25 protein-coding genes are annotated in these 25,349 nt (G+C 64.7%); 6 read left to right on the top strand and 19 right to left on the bottom strand.

Going from position 1 to position 25,349, the window contains the following annotated elements; genetic code table 11:
* Window positions 1–169: 169 nt before the first annotated feature.
* From JAO73_RS07030 to JAO73_RS07020, 3 genes are all read left to right on the top strand, one after another.
* Window positions 170–583, top strand: coding sequence for a hypothetical protein (locus tag JAO73_RS07030; RefSeq protein ID WP_198976384.1), 414 nt, complete (start codon window positions 170–172; stop codon window positions 581–583).
* Between the two features lie 174 nt (window positions 584–757).
* Window positions 758–1,774, top strand: a complete 1,017-nt coding sequence (locus tag JAO73_RS07025; RefSeq protein WP_198976383.1) for an NAD(P)/FAD-dependent oxidoreductase — start codon at window positions 758–760, stop codon at window positions 1,772–1,774.
* A gap of 94 nt (window positions 1,775–1,868) precedes the next feature.
* A complete protein-coding gene (locus JAO73_RS07020; protein ID WP_198976382.1) occupies window positions 1,869–2,195 on the top strand; it encodes a 2Fe-2S iron-sulfur cluster-binding protein in 327 nt (108 codons plus the stop codon).
* A gap of 179 nt (window positions 2,196–2,374) precedes the next feature.
* On the opposite strand, the gene JAO73_RS07015 is transcribed toward JAO73_RS07020, so the two are convergent.
* From JAO73_RS07015 to JAO73_RS07000, 4 genes are all read right to left on the bottom strand, one after another.
* Window positions 2,375–2,629 carry an anti-sigma factor family protein gene (locus JAO73_RS07015; protein WP_198976381.1) on the bottom strand — a complete coding sequence of 85 codons (255 nt, stop codon included), beginning with the start codon at window positions 2,627–2,629 and terminating at the stop codon, window positions 2,375–2,377.
* A 9-nt stretch (window positions 2,630–2,638) separates the two neighbouring features.
* Window positions 2,639–3,217, bottom strand: coding sequence for a sigma-70 family RNA polymerase sigma factor (locus tag JAO73_RS07010; protein ID WP_198976380.1), 579 nt, complete (start codon window positions 3,215–3,217; stop codon window positions 2,639–2,641).
* An 85-nt stretch (window positions 3,218–3,302) separates the two neighbouring features.
* The gene (locus tag JAO73_RS07005; protein WP_198976379.1) at window positions 3,303–4,061 is read right to left on the bottom strand and encodes a DUF1223 domain-containing protein; all 759 of its coding nucleotides are present in this window, start codon (window positions 4,059–4,061) and stop codon (window positions 3,303–3,305) included.
* A 179-nt stretch (window positions 4,062–4,240) separates the two neighbouring features.
* Window positions 4,241–5,173, bottom strand: a complete 933-nt coding sequence (locus JAO73_RS07000) for a DUF4440 domain-containing protein (protein WP_198976378.1) — start codon at window positions 5,171–5,173, stop codon at window positions 4,241–4,243.
* Window positions 5,174–5,334: 161 nt separating this feature from the next.
* Between JAO73_RS07000 and JAO73_RS06995 the strand changes: the two genes are divergently transcribed.
* Window positions 5,335–5,838 (top strand): KdsC family phosphatase, encoded by a 504-nt coding sequence (locus JAO73_RS06995; protein ID WP_198976377.1) that lies wholly within the window; start codon window positions 5,335–5,337, stop codon window positions 5,836–5,838.
* A gap of 51 nt (window positions 5,839–5,889) precedes the next feature.
* On the opposite strand, the gene JAO73_RS06990 is transcribed toward JAO73_RS06995, so the two are convergent.
* Window positions 5,890–6,540: a LuxR C-terminal-related transcriptional regulator gene (locus JAO73_RS06990; protein WP_198976376.1), complete on the bottom strand. Its 651-nt coding sequence runs from the start codon at window positions 6,538–6,540 to the stop codon at window positions 5,890–5,892.
* Window positions 6,541–6,794: 254 nt separating this feature from the next.
* Here JAO73_RS06990 and JAO73_RS06985 point away from each other — a divergent pair, with 254 nt between their 5' ends.
* Entirely contained in the window at window positions 6,795–7,460 is a 666-nt protein-coding gene (locus tag JAO73_RS06985; protein WP_198976375.1) for a response regulator, read from the top strand.
* Window positions 7,461–7,519: 59 nt separating this feature from the next.
* Here JAO73_RS06985 and JAO73_RS06980 read toward each other — a convergent pair whose 3' ends face one another.
* Window positions 7,520–8,281, bottom strand: a complete 762-nt coding sequence (locus tag JAO73_RS06980; protein ID WP_198976374.1) for a DUF1345 domain-containing protein — start codon at window positions 8,279–8,281, stop codon at window positions 7,520–7,522.
* Between the two features lie 82 nt (window positions 8,282–8,363).
* Here JAO73_RS06980 and JAO73_RS06975 point away from each other — a divergent pair, with 82 nt between their 5' ends.
* Entirely contained in the window at window positions 8,364–9,854 is a 1,491-nt protein-coding gene (locus JAO73_RS06975; protein WP_198976373.1) for a nicotinate phosphoribosyltransferase, read from the top strand.
* Between the two features lie 35 nt (window positions 9,855–9,889).
* Here the strand turns inward: JAO73_RS06975 and JAO73_RS06970 are convergent, their stop codons facing one another.
* The 13 genes from JAO73_RS06970 to JAO73_RS06910 all read right to left on the bottom strand — a co-directional run bounded on the left by JAO73_RS06970 (window position 9,890) and on the right by JAO73_RS06910 (window position 25,193).
* The gene (locus tag JAO73_RS06970) at window positions 9,890–10,369 is read right to left on the bottom strand and encodes a hypothetical protein (protein WP_198976372.1); all 480 of its coding nucleotides are present in this window, start codon (window positions 10,367–10,369) and stop codon (window positions 9,890–9,892) included.
* Window positions 10,370–10,492: 123 nt separating this feature from the next.
* Window positions 10,493–11,590, bottom strand: a complete 1,098-nt coding sequence (locus tag JAO73_RS06965; RefSeq protein ID WP_198976371.1) for an AIR synthase-related protein — start codon at window positions 11,588–11,590, stop codon at window positions 10,493–10,495.
* 145 nt (window positions 11,591–11,735) lie between these two features.
* Window positions 11,736–13,232 carry an amidophosphoribosyltransferase gene (gene purF / locus JAO73_RS06960; protein WP_198976370.1) on the bottom strand — a complete coding sequence of 499 codons (1,497 nt, stop codon included), beginning with the start codon at window positions 13,230–13,232 and terminating at the stop codon, window positions 11,736–11,738.
* A gap of 11 nt (window positions 13,233–13,243) precedes the next feature.
* The gene (gene purN, locus JAO73_RS06955) at window positions 13,244–13,912 is read right to left on the bottom strand and encodes a phosphoribosylglycinamide formyltransferase (RefSeq protein ID WP_198976369.1); all 669 of its coding nucleotides are present in this window, start codon (window positions 13,910–13,912) and stop codon (window positions 13,244–13,246) included.
* A gap of 23 nt (window positions 13,913–13,935) precedes the next feature.
* On the bottom strand, window positions 13,936–15,228 hold the full coding sequence (purD, locus tag JAO73_RS06950; protein WP_198976368.1) for a phosphoribosylamine--glycine ligase: 1,293 nt from the start codon (window positions 15,226–15,228) through the stop codon (window positions 13,936–13,938).
* Window positions 15,229–15,246: 18 nt separating this feature from the next.
* Window positions 15,247–15,630, bottom strand: a complete 384-nt coding sequence (locus JAO73_RS06945; protein ID WP_198976367.1) for a nuclear transport factor 2 family protein — start codon at window positions 15,628–15,630, stop codon at window positions 15,247–15,249.
* Between the two features lie 15 nt (window positions 15,631–15,645).
* On the bottom strand, window positions 15,646–17,052 hold the full coding sequence (locus tag JAO73_RS06940) for a phosphoribosylaminoimidazolesuccinocarboxamide synthase (protein ID WP_198976366.1): 1,407 nt from the start codon (window positions 17,050–17,052) through the stop codon (window positions 15,646–15,648).
* A 43-nt stretch (window positions 17,053–17,095) separates the two neighbouring features.
* On the bottom strand, window positions 17,096–18,031 hold the full coding sequence (locus JAO73_RS06935) for a phosphoribosylformylglycinamidine synthase subunit PurQ (protein WP_198976365.1): 936 nt from the start codon (window positions 18,029–18,031) through the stop codon (window positions 17,096–17,098).
* 41 nt (window positions 18,032–18,072) lie between these two features.
* A complete protein-coding gene (locus tag JAO73_RS06930; protein ID WP_198976364.1) occupies window positions 18,073–21,138 on the bottom strand; it encodes an AIR synthase-related protein in 3,066 nt (1,021 codons plus the stop codon).
* Window positions 21,139–21,291: 153 nt separating this feature from the next.
* Window positions 21,292–21,921 (bottom strand): orotate phosphoribosyltransferase, encoded by a 630-nt coding sequence (gene pyrE, locus JAO73_RS06925; RefSeq protein ID WP_198976363.1) that lies wholly within the window; start codon window positions 21,919–21,921, stop codon window positions 21,292–21,294.
* 52 nt (window positions 21,922–21,973) lie between these two features.
* On the bottom strand, window positions 21,974–22,753 hold the full coding sequence (pyrF, locus tag JAO73_RS06920; protein ID WP_198976362.1) for an orotidine-5'-phosphate decarboxylase: 780 nt from the start codon (window positions 22,751–22,753) through the stop codon (window positions 21,974–21,976).
* A gap of 49 nt (window positions 22,754–22,802) precedes the next feature.
* Window positions 22,803–23,651 (bottom strand): dihydroorotate dehydrogenase, encoded by an 849-nt coding sequence (locus JAO73_RS06915; RefSeq protein ID WP_190928069.1) that lies wholly within the window; start codon window positions 23,649–23,651, stop codon window positions 22,803–22,805.
* A 654-nt stretch (window positions 23,652–24,305) separates the two neighbouring features.
* A complete protein-coding gene (locus tag JAO73_RS06910; protein WP_198976361.1) occupies window positions 24,306–25,193 on the bottom strand; it encodes a DNA/RNA non-specific endonuclease in 888 nt (295 codons plus the stop codon).
* Window positions 25,194–25,349 lie beyond the last annotated feature (156 nt).

The raw sequence follows: 25,349 nt of genomic DNA, 5'->3' as shown, positions 1-25,349 counted from the left end.
CGGCCGCTCGCCAGAGGGTTCGGCTTGGGTTACCTCGTCCGTACCTATTTTGGGTCTTGATTTGGGGTCCTTGTCCCAAGGCCGCGCTTGTTTATTGCACCTTTCCTTCAAATTTTAGTAACATTGTGCAAAAAATGGCCGGAAATGGTTGTTTGGTTTGTGTTGTCTAATGCGCATAATTGCTTTCCGTCCCGAGTATCAACTCACCGTCGACCCCGCCCAGAACCGAATTTTCTACCAGAACTTTGGTCAGATGCGTGCCGTCACCTCCCTTCCTCATTACCGCGACGATTGGGAAGCGGCGCTGGCCGAAGTCAGCCCGGGCTTTGTCATTCTCAGCGACATGCAGGTGGTGAATGAGCACGGCATGTGCCTCCTTGCCGAGTTTCAGGCCGTGGAGCAGCTCATTGTGCAGCGCGGCGTGACATTGGTGGCCGAGGTGCACGTGCCCGGCCTGCCCACTCGCCACTACACCGACGCCGTGACCACCAGCCAGGCGATGCCCGTCGAGTATTTCCTCGACATCTGGGACGCTACGCAGTTCCTCGACGAGCTGCAGCTGCGCATCGGCACGGCCGCCTGAGGCCAACACATTTTGGGGTTTTCGGGGCTTTGGACCAACGAATTAGGCGGGTGCGCTGTTATAACCCGGGCCCGCGTTGGCGGCCCCGGCCGGTGGCCGTACCTTTGCCCAACGGCTTCCTACGTTGTAGCCGCTTCAAACCCGACGCCCGGTTAAAGGCACTTTATTTCCCCTATGCCCACTCCCATTTCCACTGACATCTGCATCATCGGGGCCGGCCCGGTGGGCCTGTTTGCCGTGTTCGAAGCCGGCCTGCTCAAGCTCCGCTGCCACGTGGTAGACGCCCTGCCCCAGCCCGGCGGCCAGCTCTCCGAAATTTACCCCAAAAAGCCGATTTACGACATTCCGGGCTTCCCCGAAATCTTGGCCGGCGACCTCGTAGACAATCTGATGAAGCAGATTGAGCCCTTCCACCCCACTTTCACGCTGGGCGAACGGGTTGAACAATTCAAGAAGCTCGACGACGGCTCGTTCCAGCTCTACACCACCGACGGCACCGAAATTCACTGCAAGGCCGTGGCCATTGCCGGCGGCCTGGGCTCGTTCGAGCCCCGCAAGCCCGCCGTGGAGAACCTGGAGCAGTTTGAAGGCGGCCGCGGCGTGCACTACATGGTGCGCGACCCCGAGCACTTCCGCGACAAGAAAATCGTCATCGCCGGCGGCGGCGACTCGGCCCTCGACTGGACCAACTTCCTCGCCAACGTGGCTTCCGACGTGACGCTGGTGCACCGCGGCACCACCTTCCGCGGCGCCGCCGACTCGGCCGAGAAAGTGAAGACGCTGGCCGAAGCCGGCAAAATCAAGCTCGTGCTCAGCTCCAACGTGACGCACCTGCACGGCAACGGCATGCTGAAAGAAGTGACCATCACCGGCAACGACGGCCAGGCCGAGACCGTGCCGCTCGACTGCTTCATTCCGCTGTTCGGCCTCACGCCCAAGCTCGGCCCCATCGGCGAGTGGGGCCTGGAAATCGAGAACGACGCCGTGAAGGTGGACACCCTGGACTACAGCACCTCGCTGCCTGGCGTGTTTGCCATCGGCGACATCAACACCTACCCCGGCAAGCTCAAGCTCATTCTGTGCGGCTTCCACGAGGCCGCGCTCATGTGCCAGGGCGCCTTCAAGTACATTTTCCCCGACAAAAAGTACACGCTGAAGTACACCACCGTAAACGGTGCGCCCAGCATGTAATAAGGGCAATTAAGGGCAATAGGGTAGGAGGACAGGAGTTAGTGGCTCCTGTCCCCCTCCTACCCTCCTACCCTCCTACCCTCCTACCCTAAATATGGAAGAAGATATCCGCATCTACGTTGAAGAAGCTCCCGGCCAGCGCCGCGAAATCATGGCGCCCACCGACATGGGCCTGAGCCTGATGGAGCTGCTCAAAGCCAGCGGCTACGACATCATGGCCACCTGCGGCGGCATGGCCCTCTGCGCCACCTGCCACGTGGAAGTGCTGGCCGGCCCCGCCTTGCCCGAGCCCGAAGACGCCGAACTCGACATGCTCGAAACCTTACCCGTGGTGCACCTGGGCTCGCGCCTGAGCTGCCAGATTCGCCTCACGCCCCGCACCGACGGCTTGGTGGTGCGCCTGGCCCCGACGGGCGCCTAAACGGGCGTTGCCCGGGAGCCGCCGTCATGGCGTGCGCCACGGGGCAATCCGTCCTGCGCGCAGCGACCAATCGAATAACGTGAAAAGCCCCAACACTACGCAGTGTTGGGGCTTTTTGCGATATATAGGTTTGAACTTGGCTGAGCGAACTGCCTCGCGGCTGTGGAGATGACGGACGGCTACCCGGCCGCGCGCAAACGCTGACGCATACGCTCCTTGGCGGCCTCCGACAGCGTGGCGGCGGAATGGGCGCGGCCGGCAGCGGCAGCGCGGGCCCATTCCGCAATGAGCACCGTTTGCTTGGCGTAGCGGTTGCAGTAGGGGCAGTAGCGCAGGTGCAGCCACAGGCTGGCGCGCTGGGTTTGGGGCAATGCGCCGTCGGCGCGCTTTTCTAGCAGCAGCGTGGCGTGTTGGCAGGTAATGAGTCGTAGCATAATCAGTTCTTACTTCTTGCCGAGGCCGTGTTTTTCGAGGCAGCGGCGCAGCTGCAGCTTGGCGCGGTGCACGATGACCCAGTAGTTGGCCGAACTCAGGCCGAGCTCCTGACAAATTTCTTCGGCCGATAATTCCTCCACAAACCGCATGGCAAACACGGCGCCCTGCTGCGGCGAAAGGCGCTCCTGGCAGCGCTGCAGGATTTCGTGCAGTTCCTGCTGCTCCAGGGCCGCGTCGGCGTTGAGCCAGCTGGCGGGTGCTTGCGGACCCGTCCAATGGCCGTTTTCGGGTACAAAGAAGTCGGCTTCGGTGGTGCCGTTTTCGCTCAGCTCATCTAAGCTGACCTGGGTGGCGCGCGCCTGCCGCCGGTAGTGGTCGATGATTTTGCGGCGCAGGATGACGAACAGCCAGGTGCGCTCAGAAGCCTCGGCCCGAAACGTGGCCAAGCCGTCGAGGGCACTCAGGAACGTTTCCTGCACCAGCTCTTCGGCCACATCGGCGTCGCTCACGCGGCTGAGGGCGAAGCGGTACAGCTCGTCGCCAAAACGGTCGGGCCAAAGCGCCGGAACGGGGGTGACTGGGGTCATGCAGGCAAAGGGGCACAGGTTGCGCTGCAAGATTACGCCAGCGCCCGGATTGATTGGGCCATACGCACGGCTAGTGCGCCTCGCATCAGTCCTGCAAGGTGGCCGAAGCGGCGCCCACCACGTGGCGCGAGGCCGTTTCTTGCACTAGAACCACGGCCCGCAGGTTGGCGCGCTTCCAGTCGGGCGCCAGCGGCAGCTCGGCGGTGGCGGCAAAGGTGCCATCGGCGCGCACGCGGCCCAGCGGCAGCAGCCGGCGCACCACCGAGGCGTGGCGCAACAGACGGCCCGAGTTTTCGCCCCGCCCCACCTGCGACGCCAAACCCTTTTCCGTGATGGCCAGCAACACCTCGGCCGCAGGGGTGCCGGCGGGCAGGCTGCGCACCTCCACCCGGGCCTGGCCGCCGCTTACGGCCACGCTCAGCGCGGCCTGCGGCGCGTGGGCGGCCTTGGCCACGGTGGCGGCCAGCTCGCCGCTGCGGCTGCCCACAAACTCGTAGCGGCCGGCCACCACCGCCTGGGGCGTGTAGGAGCCCGTGCCGAAGCCGCTGGCGTACTGCCGCTGGCGCTCGGTGTAGGCCGGCGCAGAAAACACGTCCTTCCAGCCCAGCCGATTCCAGTAGTCCACGTGCTCGCCGAGGGCGATAACCTCGACGCCGGGTACCGTCTGGGACTTTTCCAGCTCGCGCAGGGCCGCGTCGGCGCTAGGGCAACTGGAGCAGCCTTCCGACGTGAACAGCTCCACCACCACCGGCACCCGGCCCGCGACGTCCGGCGCAGGCACCGCCGACGCCAGCGCCAGCACAATGCCGCCGAGTGGCAGCGCAAGCAGCATGTAATTCTTCATGGTCTGGAAATTATGAGAGGAAGGAACGGGGCCCTGCGAAATCGGCGCCGTGCCGGGCTAGACGCACCGGTTCGCCGAGCCTTACGCGCCCGTTGCTAGCGGCCCGGCGGGGGCTTCCCAAAAGTTACAAAAAACCCTCGCTGCAGATGCAGCGAGGGTTTTTACATGCAAGCTTTTATTTACTGAGCCCGCTTAGATGGGCCGGCGCTGCCGCTCACGTTTTCGGGTGCCGGCACGGGCACGGCGGCCGCGTCTACCGGGGGATTGGTCAGGTTGAACACTTCTAGCACCAGGCGCCAGCCGGCCACGGCCTCGCGGCGCCAAATGCGCAGGTAGCTGCCGTTTTCTTCGGGGTGCTTGGCCGTGGCGAAGCGGCGCAGCGTGCCCACCACGTAGCCCAGGTCGCCGGCCGCGGCCAGATAGCCGGTGGTGGGGGCAAACGCGTAGCCGGAATCGAGGTTTTTCATGTTGGCCACGGCCGCGGCGCCCTGCATCATCGACAGGCCCGGGCGGTAGAGGCGGGCTTCGGCGCTGAGGTATTGCTGGTAAGTGGCGCCGGGCTTCGACAGCTCGGCTTCGGCAAAGCGGCGGTCTACGTCGAGCACCACGCTGGAGGGGGCCATGCTGGGCGTGGCCACGGCCACTTGCAAGCGCGGCTGCGGCACGGTGGCCGCCTTGGCCGGTGCGCTGCCGATGCGCTCGATGCCCATATCAACGGCAAATTTCCAGGTGCCGTCGGGCTGCTTGCGCCACACCGTCACGTACTCGCCGCTAGCCTGGGGCCGCCCGTCTTTCAGCACGTTCCAAGGGCCGGTGGTGTAACCCACGTCGCCCGACTGGGCCACGTCGGCCAGCACGGGATACCACAGCAAGCGAGTGTTGGCCTGGGCCGGGCGGGCCTGCCACACCTCCTGGGCGTTGGCCAGGCGGCCGTTTTCGGCCACCAGGGCGGTGGGGGCGCTATTGGCCAAAAAAGCGGCCCGGGTGCCGGCCTGCGCGGCCTGCGCGGCAAAAGCGTTTTCGGCGGCAATCACGGCCTCGCGGTGCTGCGCCAGGCACTGAAACGGTAGCAAGCTGCCCGTCAGGGCCACGATAGTCAAGTAATTCTTCATATGATACAAGCTGGATAAGTTAACTAGAGCTAAGATAGGCACTGCGGGATAATCCCAATTCGTGGGCGGTGCTGGTTTACGGTTCTGTGCCGTTCTTGCGCTCGCATTGCGCCTGGCCTGCGCTTTTTGTCCGTTTCCTCTCCTTGCTTTTTCTTGTTTTTATGAAACTAGCCGACCTCACTGCCCGTGCCCGCCGCGTGCGCTTGGTGCTCACCGATTGCGACGGCGTACTCACCGACGGGGGCGTGTATTATTCCGAGCGCGGCGAGGAAATGAAGCGCTTCAACATCCGCGACGGCATGGGCGTGGAACGCCTGCGCCACCACGGCATTGCCACGGGCATCGTCACGGGCGAAGTGTCGCCGTCGGTGCGCACGCGGGCGGCCAAGCTGCGCATCGAAGAGCTACATCTGGGCATCAAGGACAAGCCCGCCTGCCTGCGCGAAATCATGGCCCGCACCGGGCTGGCGGCCGACGAAATTGCCTTCATCGGCGACGACACCAACGACCTGGAGATTCTGGGCATGGTGGGCTTTTCGGCCTGCCCCGGCGATGCCACGTCGTTTGCCCGCGCGGCGGCCAATTTTCATTGCCAGACCGCCGGCGGCCACGGCTGCTTCCGCGAGCTGGCCGAGTTCATCATCGCCGCGCAGAGTAATGGGTAAGCTGGTAAATGAGTGAAGTGTCGTGATTTACTCACTTACGCATTACCCTGGCTATTCCGGCAGCAGGCCCTGAATGGCAGCCAGTCGGATGAGGGCGGCCGTGTTGCGGGTCTGGGTCTTTTCCATGATGTTTTGGCGGTGGGTTTCGACGGTGCGCTTGCTGGTGAAAAGCTTGATAGCAATTTCGGCGTTGGTGAAACCTTCGGCCACCAGGCTCAGCACCTCCATTTCGCGCTTGCTCAGGCCCAGCGCCAGGCGGGCGGCGTCGCCGTCGGCGGGCGTGCCGGTGTAGAGGCGGCCGAGCAGCGCCAGTCCGATGGCTGAGCACAAGAAGGGCCGGCCGGCGGCCACGGCCGCCAAGCCGTGGACCAACTCCGGCATTAGGGCATTTTTGAGCACGTAGCCGTGGCTGCCGAGGTCGAAAGCCCGGGCCACGTATTGCTCGCTGGTGAGCTCGCCGCGGGCCAGCACGCGCAGCTGCGGGTATTGGCCGCGCAGGGCCGGCAGCAGAGCAAAGGCGTCGGGGCCGGGCAGGCTCAGGTCGAGCAGCACCACGGTGGGCGCGGCGGTGGCCAGCAAAGCCAATAGCTCATCGCCGTGGCCGGCTTCGCCTACTATTTCGATGCTACCGGCCGCCACCAAACCCAAGCGGAGTGCCGCGCGCACAGGAGCGTGGCCATCGGTGAGAAGCAAGCGAATCATAGAAATAAAGCGGGGAACCGTAGTAAGCCGTTGGCAGAACCGGCCACTAAAAAATTGGTTTTAAGCAACCCGAAAATACTGGGTGCGCGAAGCTGAACCCTAAATATGGCAATAAAAGCCGTATTAATCCCTTAAAAAAGCAGGATGCGGGGCGCCGAAATGGTACAAATACGGAGCCCTTTTTTCCGTATACGCTTGTGGGCCCAACTTTGCTGGCCAATGCCCGTTCCGACACTGCTAACCCCTTCCCTGCTATGACCCGCATCCTGCTAGCTGACGACCACACCATTCTGCGCGACGGCATCCGGGCGTTGCTTTCTGCCGATGCCGACCTCGACGTGGTGGGCGAAGCCGGCAACGGCGCCGAGGTCCTGGCCATGCTCGAAACCACGCCCGCCGACGTGGTGCTGATGGACGTGCAAATGCCCGTCATGGACGGTTTTGCCACCATGCCGGAGCTGCGCCGCCGCTTTCCGGAGGTGCACGTGCTGGTGCTCACCATGCTCGACCACGAAAACTACGTGGCCCGCATGCTGGAAGCCGGGGCCCTGGGCTACGTGCTTAAAAATGCGGCCATCAGCGAAATCACCTACGCCATTCGCACGGTGGCCTCTGGCAGTCCGTTTCTGTGCACCGAAATCGGCCTGAACATGCTCTACAAGGCCGTGGCCAATTCCTCGGGCGTGGGCAGTGCTTCCTCCGACGACGGCGCCGCCCACGCCGGCGCCGACCTCACGGCCCGCGAGCTCGAAGTGCTCAAGCTCATCGCCGAAGGCCTCACCAACGGCGAAATCGCCGACAAGCTCTTCACCAGCAAGCGCACCATCGAAACCCACCGCCAAAACATCATCGCCAAAACCCAGGCCAAGAACACCGCCGCTCTTATCAAGCTGGCCGTGAGTCGGGGGCTGATTTCTTAATGATAAATGGTTAGTGATTAATGGTGGGTACTGCGTTACTAGACATTCATCACTAATCACTAATTCAGCAGGCCGCCCACGGTGCCGATGGTGAGGGCCACGATGACGGTATTGAACAGAAACGACACGCAGCCGTGCAGCAGCGCCACCCCGCGCAGCTCGCGGCTGGCAATGGCGATGTCGGCGGTCTGGGCCGTCATGCCGATGACGAAGGAGAAATAGGCGAAGTCGATGTAGTTGGGCTTGAGTTTGGGCCGGGTGGCGTCGCCCTGGTCGTCGGGGAACACGAGGCCGCCCACGTCGCGGCCGGTTTCTTCGTCCTGGTCGTAATACGTGTGGGCGTAGCGCAGCGTGAACACCACGTGCACCAGCAGCCAGGCCAGCACCACAGCGGCTACGCTGAGCGCCACGTGCAGCGTGCTCACGCGGGGCGGCAGCTTGTCGAGCGAATGCAGCAGGCCCACCACCGCGCCCAGGCTGGCCAGGGCCGCCACCAGCACCATTACGAAGCCCAAGGTGCGGGGCAGGTCTTCGGTAGCGGCCACGCAGCGAATGTCTTCGGTATCGGCCTCCCACATGCCCAGCAGCACCTGCACCAAATCGGCCGCCCCAAACGCGACCCAGCCCATGACGGTGCGGGCCAGCGGGCCGATTTCGGCCGTCGGCATCCACGGGGCCAGGGCGTAGGGCAGCAGCCAGGCCGCCAGCCCGCCCACCAGCAGCGCCAGCCCCAGCCGCCAGCGCACATCGAGCGAGCGGACCAGTTCGGGGGACGTTTTCTCGGGCGTGGTGGCGGGGGCAGCGGCGCGTTTCTTGCTCATGGGGCCGCCAAGGTAGGGCCGCGCGGGCCGTTGCGCCCAGCCCCCAAAAGCAAAAAGGCCCGCCCCGCTGTTACTTCGCGGTATGAACACAGCCCCCCTTTCCGGCCTCTACGCGCCCTCGCTCGCCCTCGTCACCGACCTGTACCAACTCACCATGGCCTATGGCTACTGGCAGCAGGGCATGCAAGACCGCGAGGCCGTGTTTCATCTCTACTTTCGCAAGGCGCCCTTCCAGGGCGGCTACGCGGTGGCGGCGGGCCTGGCCCTGGCCGTGGACTGGGTAGAAAACCTGCGTTTCTCCGAAGACGACCTGGCTTACCTGGGCAGCCTGCTCGGCAGCATAGGCGCGGCCATGTTTCCGGCTGACTTTCTGGACTACCTGCGCCAGCTGAAGTTCACCTGCGACATCGACGCCGTGGCCGAAGGCACGGTGGTGTTTGGCAACGAGCCGCTGATGCGCGTGCGCGGGCCGCTGCTGCAAGCCCAGCTGCTCGAAACGGCCCTGCTTACGCTCATCAACTTCCAGACCCTGATTGCCACCAAGGCCGCCCGCATCCGCGAGGCCGCCGGGCCCGCCGACCAGGTGCTGGAGTTTGGCCTGCGCCGCGCCCAGGGCTTCGACGGCGGCATGGGGGCCAGCCGGGCGGCCTACCTGGGCGGCGCCGACGCCACCAGCAACGTGCTGGCCGGGCAGCGCTACGGCATTCCGGTGAAGGGCACGCACGCCCACAGCTGGGTGCAGGCCTTCGGCGACGAAACGCAGGCGTTTTCGGCCTACGCGCAGGCGTTTCCGGACGACTCGGTGTTTCTGGTGGATACCTACGACACCATTGAGGGCGTGCGCCGGGCCATCTCGGTGGCGCGCGACATGCGGGCGAAGGGCCACGAGCTGGCCGGCATTCGGCTCGATTCGGGCGACCTGGCCTACCTCAGCCGCGAGGCGCGGGCAGTGCTCGACGAAGCTGGCTTTACGGAAACGCGCATCGTGGCCAGCAACGACCTGGAGGAAAACCTCATCACCAGCCTCAAGCAGCAGGGCGCCCGCATCGACACCTGGGGCGTGGGCACCCAGCTGGTGACGGCCTACAACCAAGCCGCGCTGGGCGGCGTGTACAAGCTGGCCGCGCTGCGCAAAGCCGACGACTCGGGCTGGGATTTCACCATCAAGCTCTCGGAGCAGGTGGCCAAGACCAGCATTCCGGGCATTTTGCAGGTGCGGCGCTACCTCAACGAGCACGGCAAGCCCCGCGCCGACATGCTCTACAACACCGCCCAGCCCTTACCCGACCAGCTCATCCTCATCGACCCGGCCGACCTCACGCGCCGCCTGGCCATCAAGCCCGAAACCAAGTTCAAGGAGCTGTTGGAGCCGGTTTTCCGCCAGGGCAAACGCGTGCTGGAGCTGCCCACGCTGGCCGAAAGCCGCGCCCATGCCCAGCGCGAGGTGCAAAGCCTCGACCCCAGCATCCGCCGCTTCCTCAACCCGCACATTTTCCCGGTGGGCCTCGAAAAAACGCTCTGCGAGTACCGCACGGAGCTGATTCTGGAGAAAAAGCCGGTACGCGGGGCGTAGCCGCGGCGCGCGCGCGGCGACAAGGCGCTGCCGGTTTAGTCGAGTTCCAGCCAGGCCTCTTCCTGTGGCGCCGCACGCTCTGGCTGGGTGCGCGGCGCCGGCCGGTGGCCCGGCACAAAGCTGAGCAGCGCAATGACCAGCGTGAAAAAGATGGCCAGCACGGTGACGAACTGATGGGACACCACGCGGTTTTTGGAGAAGATGAGCATGACGACCAGCACGAGGAGCAGGCCATCGGAAGCCCAGACCAGGAGGCCGTCGCCGGCCCAGTGCATCAGGCGGAACACCACGGTCAGAATGCCCAGCGTGAGGGTGGCCACCATGACGTAGTTGAGCACGTCGGAGGTGCCGGCTTCGGCATTGGCGCGGGCCGTAAAGCCTAGCACCGAACCCAGCAAGGCCCCAAAGCCGGACAGCAATAGCGCATCGGCACCAGCCCACCAATTGAGCTTGAAATACACACCCACCAAGCCACATACCAGCGCCGCGCCGTTGAGGAGTCGTTTCCTATTCATGCAGAAGAGATGCCGTTTAGCACAAATAACGGCAAACCGCGCCCCGCATTACTCAAACAACAATATATAATTGCACCGGCCTGCCCCGAAAGCGAGGCAGGCCGGTGCAATCAGGTACCAGGCCTAGGCGTAGCGCAGCTCCCCGGCCCGCACGCGCAGCGTCACGCCGCGCTCGGCCGTGAGGTGGCCGGCCACTTGCGCCGCGTAGCCATTTTCCTGCAGCGAGGCCACCACGGCGGCGGCGCTGGCTTGCTCGGTCACGAGCAGCATGCCGGTGCCCATGTTCCAGTAGAGGTAGGCCGTTTCGGTGTCGATGGCGCCAATTTCGCAGAGGCGCTGCATGGCGGGCAGCGGTGCAAAAAGATTATCCAGCACCGCGCCCAGGCCGTTTTTGAGCACCCGCTGGAAATTATCGGCCACGCCGCCGCCGGTGATGTGCGCGGCGCCGTGCAGCGGCAGGCCGGCATCGAGCAGGGCCGCCACCCCAGGCGAGTAGATGAGCGAAGGGGCGAGCAGGGCCTCCCCCCAGGTGGCGTACTGGTCGGCGTCGGCGCCGTCGTAGGGCGCCTCGTGCCAGTTGTCGCCGAAAAGGCGCGTGAGCGTTTTGCGGGCCAGCGAGTAGCCGTTGGAGCGGAAGGAGGGCGACTGCAAAGCCACCACAGCCATGCCGGCCTGGGCCGTGTGCCCGCTCAGGGGGCGCTCCAGGCTCGGGTGCAGGCTGCCGATGGCCGTGGAGCACCAGTTGAAGTTCATCTTCGCGCCCGGCCAGCCGCCAATGCGGTTGCCGAGTTCCGCAATTTCGCCGCCGGTGATGGCGATTTGGGCGAAGTTGCAGGCGTCGTGCAGGCCGCGCATCATCTGGTCCACCACGTCGTAGTCGAGGTGGTTCACGTCGATGATGTTGGAAAGGTTGGTGGGCACGAAGCCGGCCACGATGAGGTCGTCGGCGGTCATGGCCACCAGGTCGAAGCCCAGGGTGTCGTAGCGGCCGGTGCGCTCGGCCACCTCAATCTTGGTCCCAATGCCGTCGGAGCTGATGCCGAGGCGGGCGTTGCCGAAGCGAATTTCGTTGGCAAAGCCGCCGTCGAGGTCCTGGGCGGCTTCGCCGGGCTTGCCGGCGCGGTTGGCAAAAGTTTTTTTGGCCCAGCCGTAGGCGTTGCGGGACGCGGCGTTGCCTTCTTCGATGGAGTAGCCGGCGGGGTTGTTGGTGGTGTCGTTCATGCGGTTCGCCTCACCCCCCGGTCCCCTCTCCGAAGGGAGAGGAGGTGCCGAGGTGGCGCAGGAGTATTGGTAAGCTTGATTAACTGGATTTCTTCGTCTGGCGCCCCCTCTCCCTGAGGAGACAGGACCGGGGGTGAGGCGCCCGTTAATGTTCCGTGGGCGCCGGCGCTTTCGCGCTCACCGACTGGCCTTTTTTGCTGTTGCGGTGGCTGGCGCGCTCCTCCTGAATGTGGCGCAGGTAGTGCGTCACGTCGCCGGTGGGGTACTTGCCCGAGAAGCAGGCGAAGCAGCTGCCGCCGTGGCCTTTTTCTTCGGCAAACAGCTCTTCCAAATCCGCCAAATCCTGGTAAATCACCCGGTCGGCCTCGATGTAGCGGCAGATTTCGTCCTCCGTGTAGTTGGCCGCAATGAGCTCGGTGCTCATGGCCATGTCGATGCCGTAGATGCAGGGCGACACAATGGGCGGCGCACTGGAAATGAAGTACACCTCCGAAGCGCCGGCGTCGCGCAGCAGCCGCACGATGCGGCGCGACGTGGTGCCGCGCACGATGCTGTCGTCGACCACGGCCACTTTCTTGCCCTCCACAAACTCCCGGATGGGGTTCAGCTTCTTCTTCACCACGTCCTCCCGCCCGGCCTGGGTGGCCACGATGAAGGAGCGGCCCATGTGGTTGTTTTTCACTAGGGCGCGGCGGTAGGGCACGCCGATGGCCTCGGCCAGCCCGGAGGCGGCGAAATAGCCGGAGCTGGGCACGTCAATCACCATGTCGGGCCGCAGGCCCGCGTCGGCCACTTTGCGGGCCAAGCGCTTGCCGAGGCGCACCCGCTCGCGGGCCACCAGGCGGCCGTGAATGGTGGAATCTTCGCGGGCGAAATAAATCTGCTCGAAGGCGCAAAACGCCTTGGGCAGGGCGTAGGGGTTCTTGAAGTGAACCTGGAAGTTGTTGTCGATGAACACGGCCTGGCCCGGGCCCACGTTTTTAATGAATTCGAAACCCAGGAAATCGAAGCAGGTGCTTTCCGACGCGAAGGCGTACACGGGCCCGGCCGCGGTGTCGCGCCGGCCCAGCACCAGCGGCCGGATGCCCAGCGGGTCGGTGAAGGCCAGCAGGCCGTGGCCGGCAATGAGCGTAATGGTGGCGTAGGCGCCCTTCACCAGCTCCTGGGTGGTTTCCACGGCGTCGAAAATGTCGACCACGGAGAGGTGGTCCAGGTCTTTCACGCGCAGCTCCGAGGCGAAGGTGTACATGATGAGCTCCAGGTCGTTGGTGGTTTTGGGCAGCACGTGGTACTGGTCGTGCAGGCGCTTGGCCACCTCGCGAAAGTTGATGACGTTGCCGTTGTGCACCATGGCCAGCCCGAAGGGGTAGCTGGTGGTGAAGGGCTGGGCCAGGTTCGAGTCGTTGGCGCCCTGCGTGGTGTAGCGCACGTGGCCGATGCCGCTGTTGCCCTTGAGCTTCTTCACGTGCTTTTTCTTGAACACGTCGTTCACCAGCCCCTGCCCCTTGTGCAGGTGGAAAGCCATGCCGTCGAAGGTGGCGATGCCGGCCGCGTCCTGACCGCGGTGCTGCAGGGCGGTGAGGCCCACCACCATGTCGGCCACTACATCATCAGGACCGTGAAAACCTACTATTCCGCACATATCAAAGGGAGTTATTTCTGGTCAATTAAGCCGTATTGCTTGCTGGTAATGAGCCACGCCAGCGTTCGGGCGTACAGTTCGTGTTCCACCGCCAAGCCGCGGCGCTCCACCTCGGCCAGGGTGTCGGCCCCACGCAAATCCACGGTTTGTTGGGCGAGGATGGGGCCGGTGTCGAGCCCTTCGTCAACCAGGTGCACGGTGATTTTGGTTTCGGACAGTTGGTTCTCAAACGCCCATTCGTAGGCGTGCAGGCCCTGGTGCTGGTGGGTGTCGGCGGGGTGAATGTTGAGAATGCGGCCCGCGAAGGGCTGAATGAAGGCCGGCGACAGAATGCGCATGTAGCCCGCCAGCACCACCACATCGGGCCGGTACTGCTGCAGCAGCGCCGCTGCTTCGGCATCGAACGCTTCGCGCTTGCGGCCCTGGCTGGGCAGCGAGGCCACCGGGCAGCCCTGCTCGGCGGCAAAGGCCAGGCCGGGCGCATCGGGCTTGTTGCTGAAGACCACCACCACTTCGGCCAGGTCTTTCAGCACCCCGGTTTTGGTGGCTTCCACCAGCGCCAGCATGTTGGAGCCGCGGCCCGACAGCAAGATGGCCAGGCGGACCTTCCTCCCCCCCGCCCCCTCGCCAAACGACAGGGTCGACTGCTTGAATTGCTCAAAAGAGGCGAGGAGCTGCATCAGTTTCAGTTGGGCTTCTGGTCTCAATTTACGGCGCTGGCGGTTAGCACCGGCGCGGGGCGCTGGGCAATATCGGGGCGGAAGTAGGCGCCTTCGAAGGTGACGCGGGCGCAGGCGTCGTAGGCGCGGGCGGTGGCTTCTTCCAGGTCGCGCCCGTGGGCGGTGAGCACGAGCACGCGGCCGCCGTTGGTCACGAGCTGGCCGGCGTCGTTGCGCCGGGTGGCGCCGTGGTAGGCGCGCACGTCGGCCGGCAGGTGGTCGAGGCCGGAGATGGGGAAGCCGGTGGGAAACGTCGGCGCCGGGTAGCCGCCCGAAGCCAGCACCACGCCCACAAACGCACCCGGCCGCTGCCGCACGCCCTGCTGGGCCAGGCTGCCATCCAGCGTCGATTCGATGAGCGTGAGCAGGCTGCTGTCCAGTGCGGGCAGCAGGACTTCGGCTTCGGGGTCGCCGAGGCGCACGTTGTACTCCAGCAGCTTGGGGCCGCTGGGCGTGAGCATGATGCCGAAATAGAGAAAGCCCCGGAATGCAAACTGCTCCCGTTGCAGCCCTCGCAGCGTGGGGTCCACAATGGCGCGGCGGACGGCGGCCAGCACGTTGTCGTCGGCGAAGGGCACGGGGCAGTAGGCGCCCATGCCGCCGGTGTTGGGGCCCTGGTCGCCGGCCAGCAGCTGCTTGTGGTCTTGCGAAGTGGCCAGCAGGCGGATGGTGATGCCATCGGTGAGGCCGATGATGCTGATTTCGGGGCCGGTCAGCTTTTCTTCGAGCAAAAAGGAAAACCAGCCCGAATAGCTCGCTTGCAGGTCATCGAAAGCGGCCTCGGCTTCGGCCGGCGACGAGCACACGTACACGCCCTTGCCGGCGGCCAGGCCGTCGTACTTCACCACCACGTGCCCGCCCAGCTCGGCCGCTTTGGCGCGGGCGGCGGCAATGTTGTCGCTCCGAAACGGCCAGGCCTGCGCCGTGGCCACGCCGTGGCGGCGCATGAACTCCTTGCTCCACACCTTCGAGCTTTCCAGCCGCGCCGCCGAGCGGGTCGGGCCAAACACCCGGATGTCGGAGCCGGCAAAAAAGTCTGCGATGCCGGCCGCCAACGGCGCCTCGGGGCCCACCACGATGAGCGTGGAGTCCTGGGCCTGGGCATAGGCCCGCACCGCTTCAAAATCCAGTGGGTTGAAGCCCAGCTGGCTGTTCGGGATGCCGGCGTTGCCGGGCAGCACGTGCACCGTGGCCCCGTCGCGGGTCAGCTTTTCGGCCAAGGCGTGCTCGCGCGCGCCGGAGCCAAGGAGCAAAACGTTTTTTGAGGTGGTCAACATGGGGAAGCCTGTAGCGGCTTAGCTGATGTCTTGAATGGAAATAATCTGGCCGTGGGCAAAGCGGAAGACGGACTTGCCCTGCAAGCGCAGGGTGTCACCAGGCTTCAAGCCGTTCGGAAATGCAAGGGCTGCCACGCCGGTGTAGTCAATGGCCACTTCCACCCAGCCATCGGTCACCTGCCACTCGGAGGCCCGCTGCTCCCGCTGCGAGAAATACGGCAACGCCTGTTCGGCTTGTTGCCGGAAGCTCTCTTTGCCGGTGGTGGTGAGATTCACGGCGCCGTCGGCAATGTTCTGAAACACCACGTCGTCGTGCAGGGGCGCAAGCATGCCGTCCACATCAAAGCGGTTGTACGCTGCGATGTAGGCTTCAACCAGCTGCTTCTGTTCCGTGGCGTTCATCAGGGGTGGGGTTGCTTAAAGTGCCCGCAGTTCCTCGTCCGCTGCTTTCAGCCGGGCTTTGGTGGCGTTGAGTTCCTGGGTGAGGCGCTCGCGGAGGCGGGGCAGGTTCAGGGCGCGCAGGGCGGCTTGGGCGGCGTTGTCGGGGCGCACCGCGGTAAGGCTGGGCGTGCCGCTGGGCACGAGGGCCAACGAGCTCAGGCTCAAGGCCAGCTCGGCGTAGTCGTGGTAGGGCGGGCACGAAATCACGGGCACGTTCACGGCGGCCGCCAGGGCGCCGCCGAGGCCGGCCACGGCGAGGACGACGCCGGGCTCCAGGCTGTTGTTCCAGATTTCAGCCATGCCGGCAAGGGCTTCGCCGAAGTTGAGGGCCGAAGCCACGCGCAACTGAGTGAAGACGTCGTAGCCGTCGAACTGCCGGCGGAGTTGCTCGCAGTGCTCCTTGCCGGCCGGCGAGTCCATCACAATGTTCACCCAGGCGTCCTTCATCAGGCCGGCCTGCACGAGGTTGGCCAGCATGCGGGCGCGGGCGTCCTGGCGGCCGGTGTGGGGGGCGTCGGGGCCGTGGGTGTCGGCCGTGGGCAGGGCCTCGCCGGTGATGCGCTGGTAGATGTCGAGGTAGCGGCGGCTGGCTTCCTGCGCTACTTCCGGGGTGAGGGCGCGCGGGTACTGGCCGTCTTTTTTGTTGGCAATGAGCCACTGACGGACGTACTCCTTGTCCATTTGCTCGGCCGTTTCGGGATTTTTGGCGTAGTCTGCCGCCGCCCAGAAGCGGGAGGAGTCCGGCGTGTGCATCTCGTCGATGAGAATCAGCTTGCCGTTCAGCAGGCCAAACTCGTACTTGGTATCGACCAGAATGATGCCCTTTTCGGCCAGCAGTTGCGAGCCCACGGCAAACAGCATCTGGGCTTTCACGGCCATCTGGTCGTACAGCTCCTTCGTCACCCAGCCTTCGCTCACCAGGTTGTCGGGCGTGATTTCGCGGTCCGATTCCTCTTTGGTCGTTGGCGTCACGATGGCCTGCGGGAAGGGCTGGTGCTTGGTCATCCCATCGGGCACGGTCACGCCCGAAAACGTGCGCTGGCCGGCCTGGTAGCCGCGCCACATCGAGCCCGTCAGGTACTGGCGCACCACCATTTCCACCTTAATGGGCGCGGCCTCCTTCACCAGCATGGCGTTGGCGTCCACGAGCTTGATGACGTGGTTCGGAATGATGTGGGCCGTCTTTTCAAACCAGAAGTTGGCCAGGCCATTCAACACGGCGCCTTTGTGCGGGATGGCCGTTTCGAGCACGCTGTCGAAGGCCGAAAGGCGGTCCGTCACGATGATGAGGCGGTCGCCGCTGGGCGCGCGCAGGCTGTCGCGCACTTTGCCCCGGTGTAGCAATGGAAGTTGAGGAGTGGCGAAGTGGGTGAGGGTGTTCATTGAGCGACGTTTCTGCAGGGCTGGTTCTGGGCGAGAAAGGGGACTACTTCTGAGTGGCTAATTCCGCAGCGGGTGCGGCGGCAGTGCGCGCGTGGGCAATGTGCGCCACGATGTTCTTAAAAATGCGAAGCCCCTCCCCCTCCTCACCGGCGTGGGGGTTTTGGCGCCGGCGCCGCGCCCAGTCCGGGTGGTTGTAGGCCGACAAAAACGCCTCGGGGTGCGGCATCAGGCCAAACACCTGGCCCGTGGGGTCGGTCAGGCCGGCGCAGTTCAGGGCCGCGCCGTTGGGGTTGAAGGGGTACACGTGGGTGCCGTCGCCGTTGGCGTCGAGGTAGCTCAGGCAGTTGAGGCCGCTGGCTTCGATGCGCTGCTGCAGGGCGGCGTCCGGAATCACGAGGCGGCCTTCGCCGTGGCGCACGGGCACCTCCAGCGTGTCGATGCCTGCGAGGAAGGGCGTGGTGGTGTTGGGGTTCACGCGCAGCGTCACCCACCGGTCTTCGTAGCGGCCGCTGGCATTGTGGGTCAGGGTCACTTCGGGGGTCACGTTGCCGCCCAGGTTGGGCAGCAGGCCCAACTTCACGAGCACCTGAAAGCCGTTGCAGATGCCGAGCACAAACTTGCCGTCGGCGATGAACTGCCGGATGTCGTCGAGCAGCGTGCGGCCATTGGCACCGGTCTGGCGGTAGCGCAGCTTGTTGGCCAGCACCACGCCCGAGCCCAGGTCGTCGCCGAAGGAGAAGCCGCCGGGGAAGTTCAAAACATCAAAATCGTGGATGCTCACCTGCCCGTGCAGCACCTGGTTGAGGTGCACGATGGTGGGCTCGGCGCCGGCCAGGCGGTAGGCGGCCGCAAATTCTTCTTCGCAGTTGATGCCAAAGCCGGTCAGAATCAGGGCGCGCACGGCGGCGGAAGCACCGCCGGCCTGGGTTTGTGCTTCCGATTGAACTTTATGTGCTGCCTCCTGGGCTTCTTGTACCATTTCTAAAGGGTTTTGGGCCGATGGGTTGTCGTCTTGTGCCATTACACAGCGGGCGGGTGGTTGAGATGGGCCACTTCACCCACGCCTAGCAGCTGATTCACCGGCCCATTGCTCCAGATGCTGCGCAAGGTGGCCGCATCGGCCGAAATCACCGTGCTGCCCGCGTGCCGCACCAGCAGCCGCGCTTCTTTGGTTACCAGGCCCAGGCGGGTGGCCCGCTGGCCCAGCAGCTGCTCAAACGCCACCACGTCTGCGGGCGCCACCGTGGCCAGGAAGCGCGAGTGCGACTCTGAAAACAGCTGCACCGGCAGCGGCAGGCCCGTGGCGGGCAGCTCGATGCTGGCGCCGCAGTCGTAGCCGAAGGTGCACTCGGCCAGGGCCACGGCCAGGCCGCCGTCGCTCAGGTCGTGGCAGGACTGAATCAGGTGTTGGTCGTTGGCCTGGCCCACGAGGGTGTACAGCGCCTTGGCTTTCTCGAAATCAACTTTGGGCACGTTGGCGCCCAGCTGGCCGTGCAGGGCGTAGAATTCGGAGCCGCCCAGCTCGTCGTACGTCTCGCCGAGGAGGTACACCACGTCGTCGGCCTGCTTGAAATCGGAGGTGATGGCGCGGCGCACGTCTTCCATCTTGGCCGTCATCGAGTAGAGCACGGTGGGAGGCACCGAAATCTTCACGCCATCGGCCTTGAAGTCGTTTTTCATCGAGTCCTTGCCGCTGGTGAGCGGGATGCAGTAAGCCGCCGTGGCGTCGCGCAGGGCTTCGCACATGCGCACCAGCTTGGCCAGCTTCTGCTTGCCGTCGGGGTTCGTCGTGGCGTCGTACACCGAATCGGGCACGCAGAAATTGTCGTTTACCGACCAGAAAATGCCGTCGCCGGGCGTCAGGTTCGGCAGCTTCCCTCCCACCGCAATAATCTGGCGCACGGCCTCGTCAAATGAGCCAGCCGACATGTGGTAGGCGTCCAAATCGCCGTAGCGTGGCAGGATGCCGTTGCTCACAGCCACGCCTTCCCAGCTCTCGAAATTGAAGCGCACCACGGCCGCGTCCTGCGGGGCCTGGCCGGTGGCGCCCATCAGCGGCTTCACAATGGTGCGGCCCTTCACCTCGTGGTCGTACTGCCGAATAACCGACTCGCGCGAGCAGATATTGAGCGAGCCCAGCAGCTGGCCCAGCGTCGCGGTGTAGTCGGTAGCGGCCGGAATCTCCGGCTCGGCGGCGGCGGGCTTGGTCCACTCGGCTTCTAGGGTTTTGCGCGGCACGCCTTCGTGCAGAAAGTGCATGTTCAGCCGCGCCACCGGGGTGCCATCAAAGCGCACGTCCAGGAAACCGTCGGCGGTGAAGTAGCCGATGTCGGTCAGCTCCACTTCCATTTCCTGGCCCAGCGCCAGCAGGTCAGCCATCTTGCCGGGCTCCACCACCAGCGTAAACCGCTCCTGCGATTCGCTCACGAAAATCTCCCAGGGGCGCAGGCCAGGGTACTTCAGCGGCACGCGCTCCAGTTCCACGACCGCACCGCCCGAGATGCCGGCCAGCTCGCCCACGGACGATGAGAGGCCGCCCGCGCCGTTGTCGGTGCTGCATTTCAGCAGGCCGCGCCGGGCCGCCAGCAGCAGGAAATCCATCGCCAGCTTTTGGGTGATAGGCGAGCCGATTTGCACAGCCGTGGCGGGCGCGGTTTCGTCCAGCTCAATGCTCGAAAACGTGGCGCCGTGGATGCCGTCTTTGCCCACCCGGCCACCGGCCATGATGATACGGTCGCCGGCATCGATGATTTTCTCCCAGGAGTCCTTGCCCGCAAATTGCATGGGCATCACCGCACCGGTGCCGCAATACACCAGCGGCTTGCCCGCGTACCGGTCATCGAACACAATGGCGCCGTTCACCGTCGGCACGCCCGACTTGTTGCCACCGTCCTCAATGCCCTTGCGCACCCCTTCCAGAATGCGACGCGGGTGCAACTGCCCGGTCAGCAGCGGCCCGTCGTACTGCGGGTTGCCGAAGCACAGCACGTTGGTATTGAACAGCAGCCGCGCGCCGCCGATGCCAGTAGCCAACGGGTCGCGGTTGTTGCCCAGAATGCCCGTGATGGCCCCGCCGTACGGGTCGATGGCCGAAGGCGAATTGTGCGTTTCCACCTTCCACACAAACAGCGAGTCGGGGTTGATGCGCACCGCGCCGGCGTTGTCCGAAAACACCTTTATCAGCCAGTCGTTGCCGTTGGCGCGCAGCTGGCGGTCCACTTCCGACGTGGCGTTTTTGATGTAGGTTTTGAAGAGCGAGTCAATCTGCTTTTCCTCGCCCGTTTCGGTGTCCTTGTAATTGATAATGGCCGCAAACTCCTTGTGCTTGCAGTGCTCCGACCACGTCTGCGCAATGATTTCCAACTCGCAGTCGGTGGGGTCGGCGGGCAGGCCGGCGGCCCTCCGCTCCTCTTGTGTCTCAGCAGCAGCGAAGTAGTCGCGCACGGCGCGCATTTCCTCCAGGTTCAGCGCGTAGATGTTCTCCTTCGAGAGCTGCAGCAGCTCCGCGTCGCTCAGGCCCGTCAGCGAAACAACCTCGGTGATGGCTTCGGCGCCGCCCCCGGGGCGCGGCGTGTAGTCGCGGATGCCGTCGGCCACGCGGCCCACTTCCAGCCAGTTGATGAGCTTGTTCCCAAGTAGTTCCTCCGCAATGCGGCGCAGGTCGTCGGCCGGCAGGTCGTTTTCGAGCAGGTAGAGCTTCTTGCTAAAAATGTGCTGGGTGTGCACATCCAGCGGCTCATTCAGCAGGTCGGCCAGGGCGTTTTGGGCCGAAGTGCCTTCGTCGTCGGTCACGCCGGGGCGGCGGGCGACGAGGATGTAGGTGGCGTAGCCCTCGGCGCCGCTCAACTCGTTCAGGCGCACGTCGTGCAGCACCGGGTCGGCGAGGCAGCGGCTGGCAAAGTCCCGCAGTTGGGTTTCGCTGAGGGGGTAACGCACCGTGTAGAGGGCGGCGCTGCGCACGCGGCCGGTGCGCAGGCCCAGGTGGCGGGCGGCGGCTTCGGCCACGCGCTGGCCGTCGCCGTCGTGCTGGCCGGGTTTCAGCGTGAGCTGGATGGTGTGGGTGCTTTGGGGGGTGTTGTCGGACATTGCTGATATCAGAACGTCAGTAAGGGACGTCATGCAGAGCGCAGCGAAGCATCTCGCCTGGGGTGGTTATCCATTCGTCAGCACAACACTGGGTAGTGGTGGCACGCGCGATGCTTCGCTGCGCTCTGCATGACGTTCTTTTCAACTTTCCTATTAAAACGCTTTCTCTGGGCGGCTGCCCGGCTTCACCACCGGCACGCCGGCCGCACAAAGCGGGCAGGCATCGGGCTGGTAGGTGGCCGCTTGCACCGAGAGCAGCGCGAAGTGCGGAAAGTCGAGCCCGCCGGTGCCGCCGGTGCGGTCAATCAGGGAGGCCACGCCCAGCACCTCGGCGCCCAGCTCGCGCAGCACGCGGGCCACTTCCAGCGTGCTTTTGCCGGTGGTCACCACGTCTTCGGCAATGATGACTTTCTCGCCCGGGGCCACCGCAAAGCCGCGGCGCAGGGTCATCTGCCCTTCGGCGTCGCGCTCGGTGAAGATGCCGGGCACGCCCAACTGGCGGGCCAGCTCGTAGCCTATCACCACGCCGCCCATGGCCGGGCCCACCACCACGTCGGGCTGCAGGTCGGCGGCCTGAATCTGGCCGGCCAGCGCGGCCGCGGCCGGGGCGGCCAGGTCGGGGCGGCGCAGGAAGCGGGCGCACTGCACGTAAGTATCGGAGTGCAGGCCCGACGACAGCCGGAAGTGCCCGCGCAGCAGGGCGTCTTCCTGCCGCAGCTGCTGCTCCAGCAGCTCGGCGTCGAGGGCAATGGCGGAAAGCGGGTTGTCGGGGGGTGAAGTCATTGGCTGAGGAGAGGTAAAAACGCAAAAAGCCGCGGTGAAGCGGCTTTAGGGGTCAGGCATGCTGGGGGCTCGTCACGGCCCGGTAGTGGTTGATTTCTTCTTGCAGTTCGCGGGCGGCGGCGCCGGCGTCTTTGGCCTGCCAGATGCCCCGCGAAGAGTTTATCAGCAGGCCGCTGCCGTCTTTGCGCAGGCCCGCCCGCAGCGTGGCCGACAAGTCGCCGCCCTGGGCGCCAATGCCCGGCACCAGGAACCATTGCTCGGGGCAGGCGGCGCGGAGCTTGGCCACGGTGGCGGGCTCCGTAGCACCCACCACCAAGCCCACCGTCGACTCGGTCAGTTCTTCGTCCATCAGGCGGGCCAGGCGGGCGGCCCAGTCGCTGATGGAGCCGCCCCGCGTCATGGCCGCGTCTTGCAGGCCGTGCACGGGCTTGTTGGAGGTTTTGGCCAGGGAGAATACTACTTTGCCGGGCCGGGCAAAGGGCCGGATGGTGTCGTCGCCCATGTAGGGGTTCACGGTCACGCCGTCGGCGCCCACCACGTCGTAGGCGAAGCGGGCGTACTGCTCGGCGGTGTTGGCGATGTCGCCGAATTTGCCATCCAGAATCACGGGGATGTCCGTGGGGATGCTGCGCACGGTTTGCTGGAGCAGGGCCACTCCGTTTTCACGGCTCAGAAAGAAGGCCAGATTGGGCTTGAAGGCGGCCGCGTAGGCGGCCGTCTCGGTTATTACTTCGTGCATGCGCTGCGCCACGGCGGCATCGTCGCCCGTGGGGTCGAGGCCCACGCACAGCAGGGAATTAGCAGTCTGAACACGGGTGATGAGCTTTTGCATGGCGGCGTGGTCGGTTGTAGGAATTTTGGGAGGGAGGGTGTGAAGCAGTTTATCGAGTTGCGGGGGCCATTTTCGCCACCTCGGCCGCGAGCCGCGCCGTGAGGCCCGGCGAGAGCCATTCGCCGCTGGCCACCTGCACGGCCTGGGCACCCACGCGCAGGTAGTCCTGCACGTCGCGCAGCGTGAAAATGCCGCCCGTTCCGAAGATGGGCAGGTGCAGGTTGGCGTCGTTGGCCAGCTCCCACACGCAGCGCAGGGCCAGCGGCCGCAGCGCCTCGCCCGAGAGGCCGCCCACCAGGGGCGCGGCGCCGGAGTCGGCGGGCAGGTGCAGCACTTTCAGGGTGTTGGTGGCGGCCAGCGCGGTGGCGCCGCCTTCCTGGGCGCCCAGGGCCAGGCCCCGGATGTGGTCGGGCCACGGCGGCAGCTTCACTATCACGGCCGCGTCGGGACGCAGCTCGTTGCGCACGGCCTCGGTGGCTTCGCGCACGTAGCGGGCCGTGATGTCGGGGCCCGCGCCGGAGTGCGGCGCCGTGATGTACACTTCGAGGCCGGCAATCTGCTCGCCGGCTTCGCGCTGCAGGTAGCGCGCAATTTTGCGGAAGCCCGGCACGCCCGGCGCGGTCACGCTCACAAACACCGGCACGCCGAAGCGGCGCAGCCGCGGCAGGTGCTCCTGCACCAGCCCTTCGGCGCCTTCGGTGCGGATGTCGGTGCGGTTGAGCAGGGTTTGGTCGGCCACTTGCAGGATACCTTCGTCGCCGGGCAGGCCCGGGCGGGGCTCCATGGTCACGGTTTTGGTAAAAATCGCGCCCAGGTGCTCGCAACCGTCCCCGGCCAGGTCCCAGGGAGCGGTGGCCAGGCACACCGGATTTTGTAACGTAATGGCGCCGAGTTTCATGCTTCTTGTAGTTATCGACGGCTCGTTGGCGGTTGTCGGGCCGGATGCCGACCGCGGGCCGAGCCGCTTGCATTTAATGAGTGAGGGAACAGCGCCGAAGCGCCGGAATACCTTATCTATCCAAACCAGACGTGCATAAAAAAACCGTTTCGGAATCCGAAACGGTAACGGGGCAATAACCCAAAAAAACAGCGGCAATACCAGCAGAAAAATCGTGGAAACCGATGGCAGCGCAGACCTTCCGGTCTTCTCGCGGGCTGCTGCTGAGCAAGGTCCCGCGCTTCATCAACGGGTGTTTGGGGTGAAGCACGATGCAAAATTAAGAAAGCATTACACCCGGCCAACCTCAGGTAATGTTAACTTTAAATTGTGCGAAAATTTTCAGCCGGCGTTTTCGCCCTAACTGGCTAATCAGCGGATATTTCGGACTGTTTTTTTCACTTTAAAAAAAACTTGCTACTTCGTAACGCATTGCTTTGCAGCCACAAGCCGCCGTACCTTTAGCTTTCGCGTGCAGAAAGCTGCAAAGCATTTCTCCCGTCCGGCAACAGAAAAGGCCATGCAATACAAGGTATTGCATGGCCTTTTCTGTTGCCGGACTACTTTCCGGTGAGTTGGTGAGGCGGAAACCGTACCCGGTAGTTGAGCGCGCTATCAGCTCGTGGGGCCGGTGTCGACGCGCGACTCGATGGTGGCCTGCACCGTGCTGTTCACGGCCGAGAGAATGTTGTAGCCGGTGGCCTGCTCAATGGCGTCGACCGTGGTGCGGTAGCTGCCCCAGCTGGAGCTGATGCTGGTGGTGTTGGGCGTGTCGATGGCGATGATGCGCGTGCTGGTGGTGACGCGGCTGGCATCGGAGCTGCCTTCGGGCAATACCACCACGACTTTCCAGCAGCGGGCCGGCACCGTGATTTTGCCGCTCGCAATGGTGGTGGCGTAGCCGTTCACGCCGGTGCCGCCGCTGCCGTAGCTGCCGCAGATGACGTAGAGTTCGTAGCCTTGGCTCACGAGGGTGCGCTCGTAGTTTTCGAGGTTGGCCCAGGTTTGCTGGTTGTTGTTGGCGGCCTGGGGCATCATGTTGGTCATGAGGAACGTGGCCGAGTTGTCGGCCACCGAGCCCGTACGGTCGGCCGAGGGGCAGTTGTGGCCGCGGTCGAAGCCCGAGCCGGTGTAGCTGCTGCTGGTGGCGTGAAACCAAGTGCTGGGCAAGGTCCCGTCGGAGGCAAAGTTGTCTTGGCGGGGGGTGCTGCCCAGCCAGGCACTGCTCAGGTGCCAGCTCACCCAGTTCGGCTTGCCCTTGTCGCGGCTATACGACAGGCTGTACTGGGTTTTGGTCATCAGGTAATTGTTGGGGTAGTTGGTGGCGTCGGTCACGGCCCCGCTGGGGTTGCCCATGGCCAGGTTGTTGTCGCGGGTAGCGTCCTGGTTCACCACGGCCGCGGTAGGACCAGCGGCCGGAGCCACCTGTGCATCGCGCGAACACGAAACCGCCAGGGCCGCGAGCAGCGCCATGCTGCCCATGCGTAAAAAGTTTTGCTTCATAAAAAGATGGTGGGGTGAGATGGTGAATGGTGACCACAAAATTCCGACGCCGGCATTGCGGGGGCACCGTCGCAATGTTACGTCTCGGTTATCATTATCCGAGGGGACGCATCCACAAGATTTTGGCCTTGATATTCAGCTTTTTTGGAATGATGT

Source organism: Hymenobacter miniatus (assembly GCF_016427455.1).
Taxonomy (GTDB): Bacteria; Bacteroidota; Bacteroidia; order Cytophagales; family Hymenobacteraceae; genus Hymenobacter; species Hymenobacter armeniacus.
This window is presented reverse-complemented; position numbering and strand designations above follow the sequence as displayed.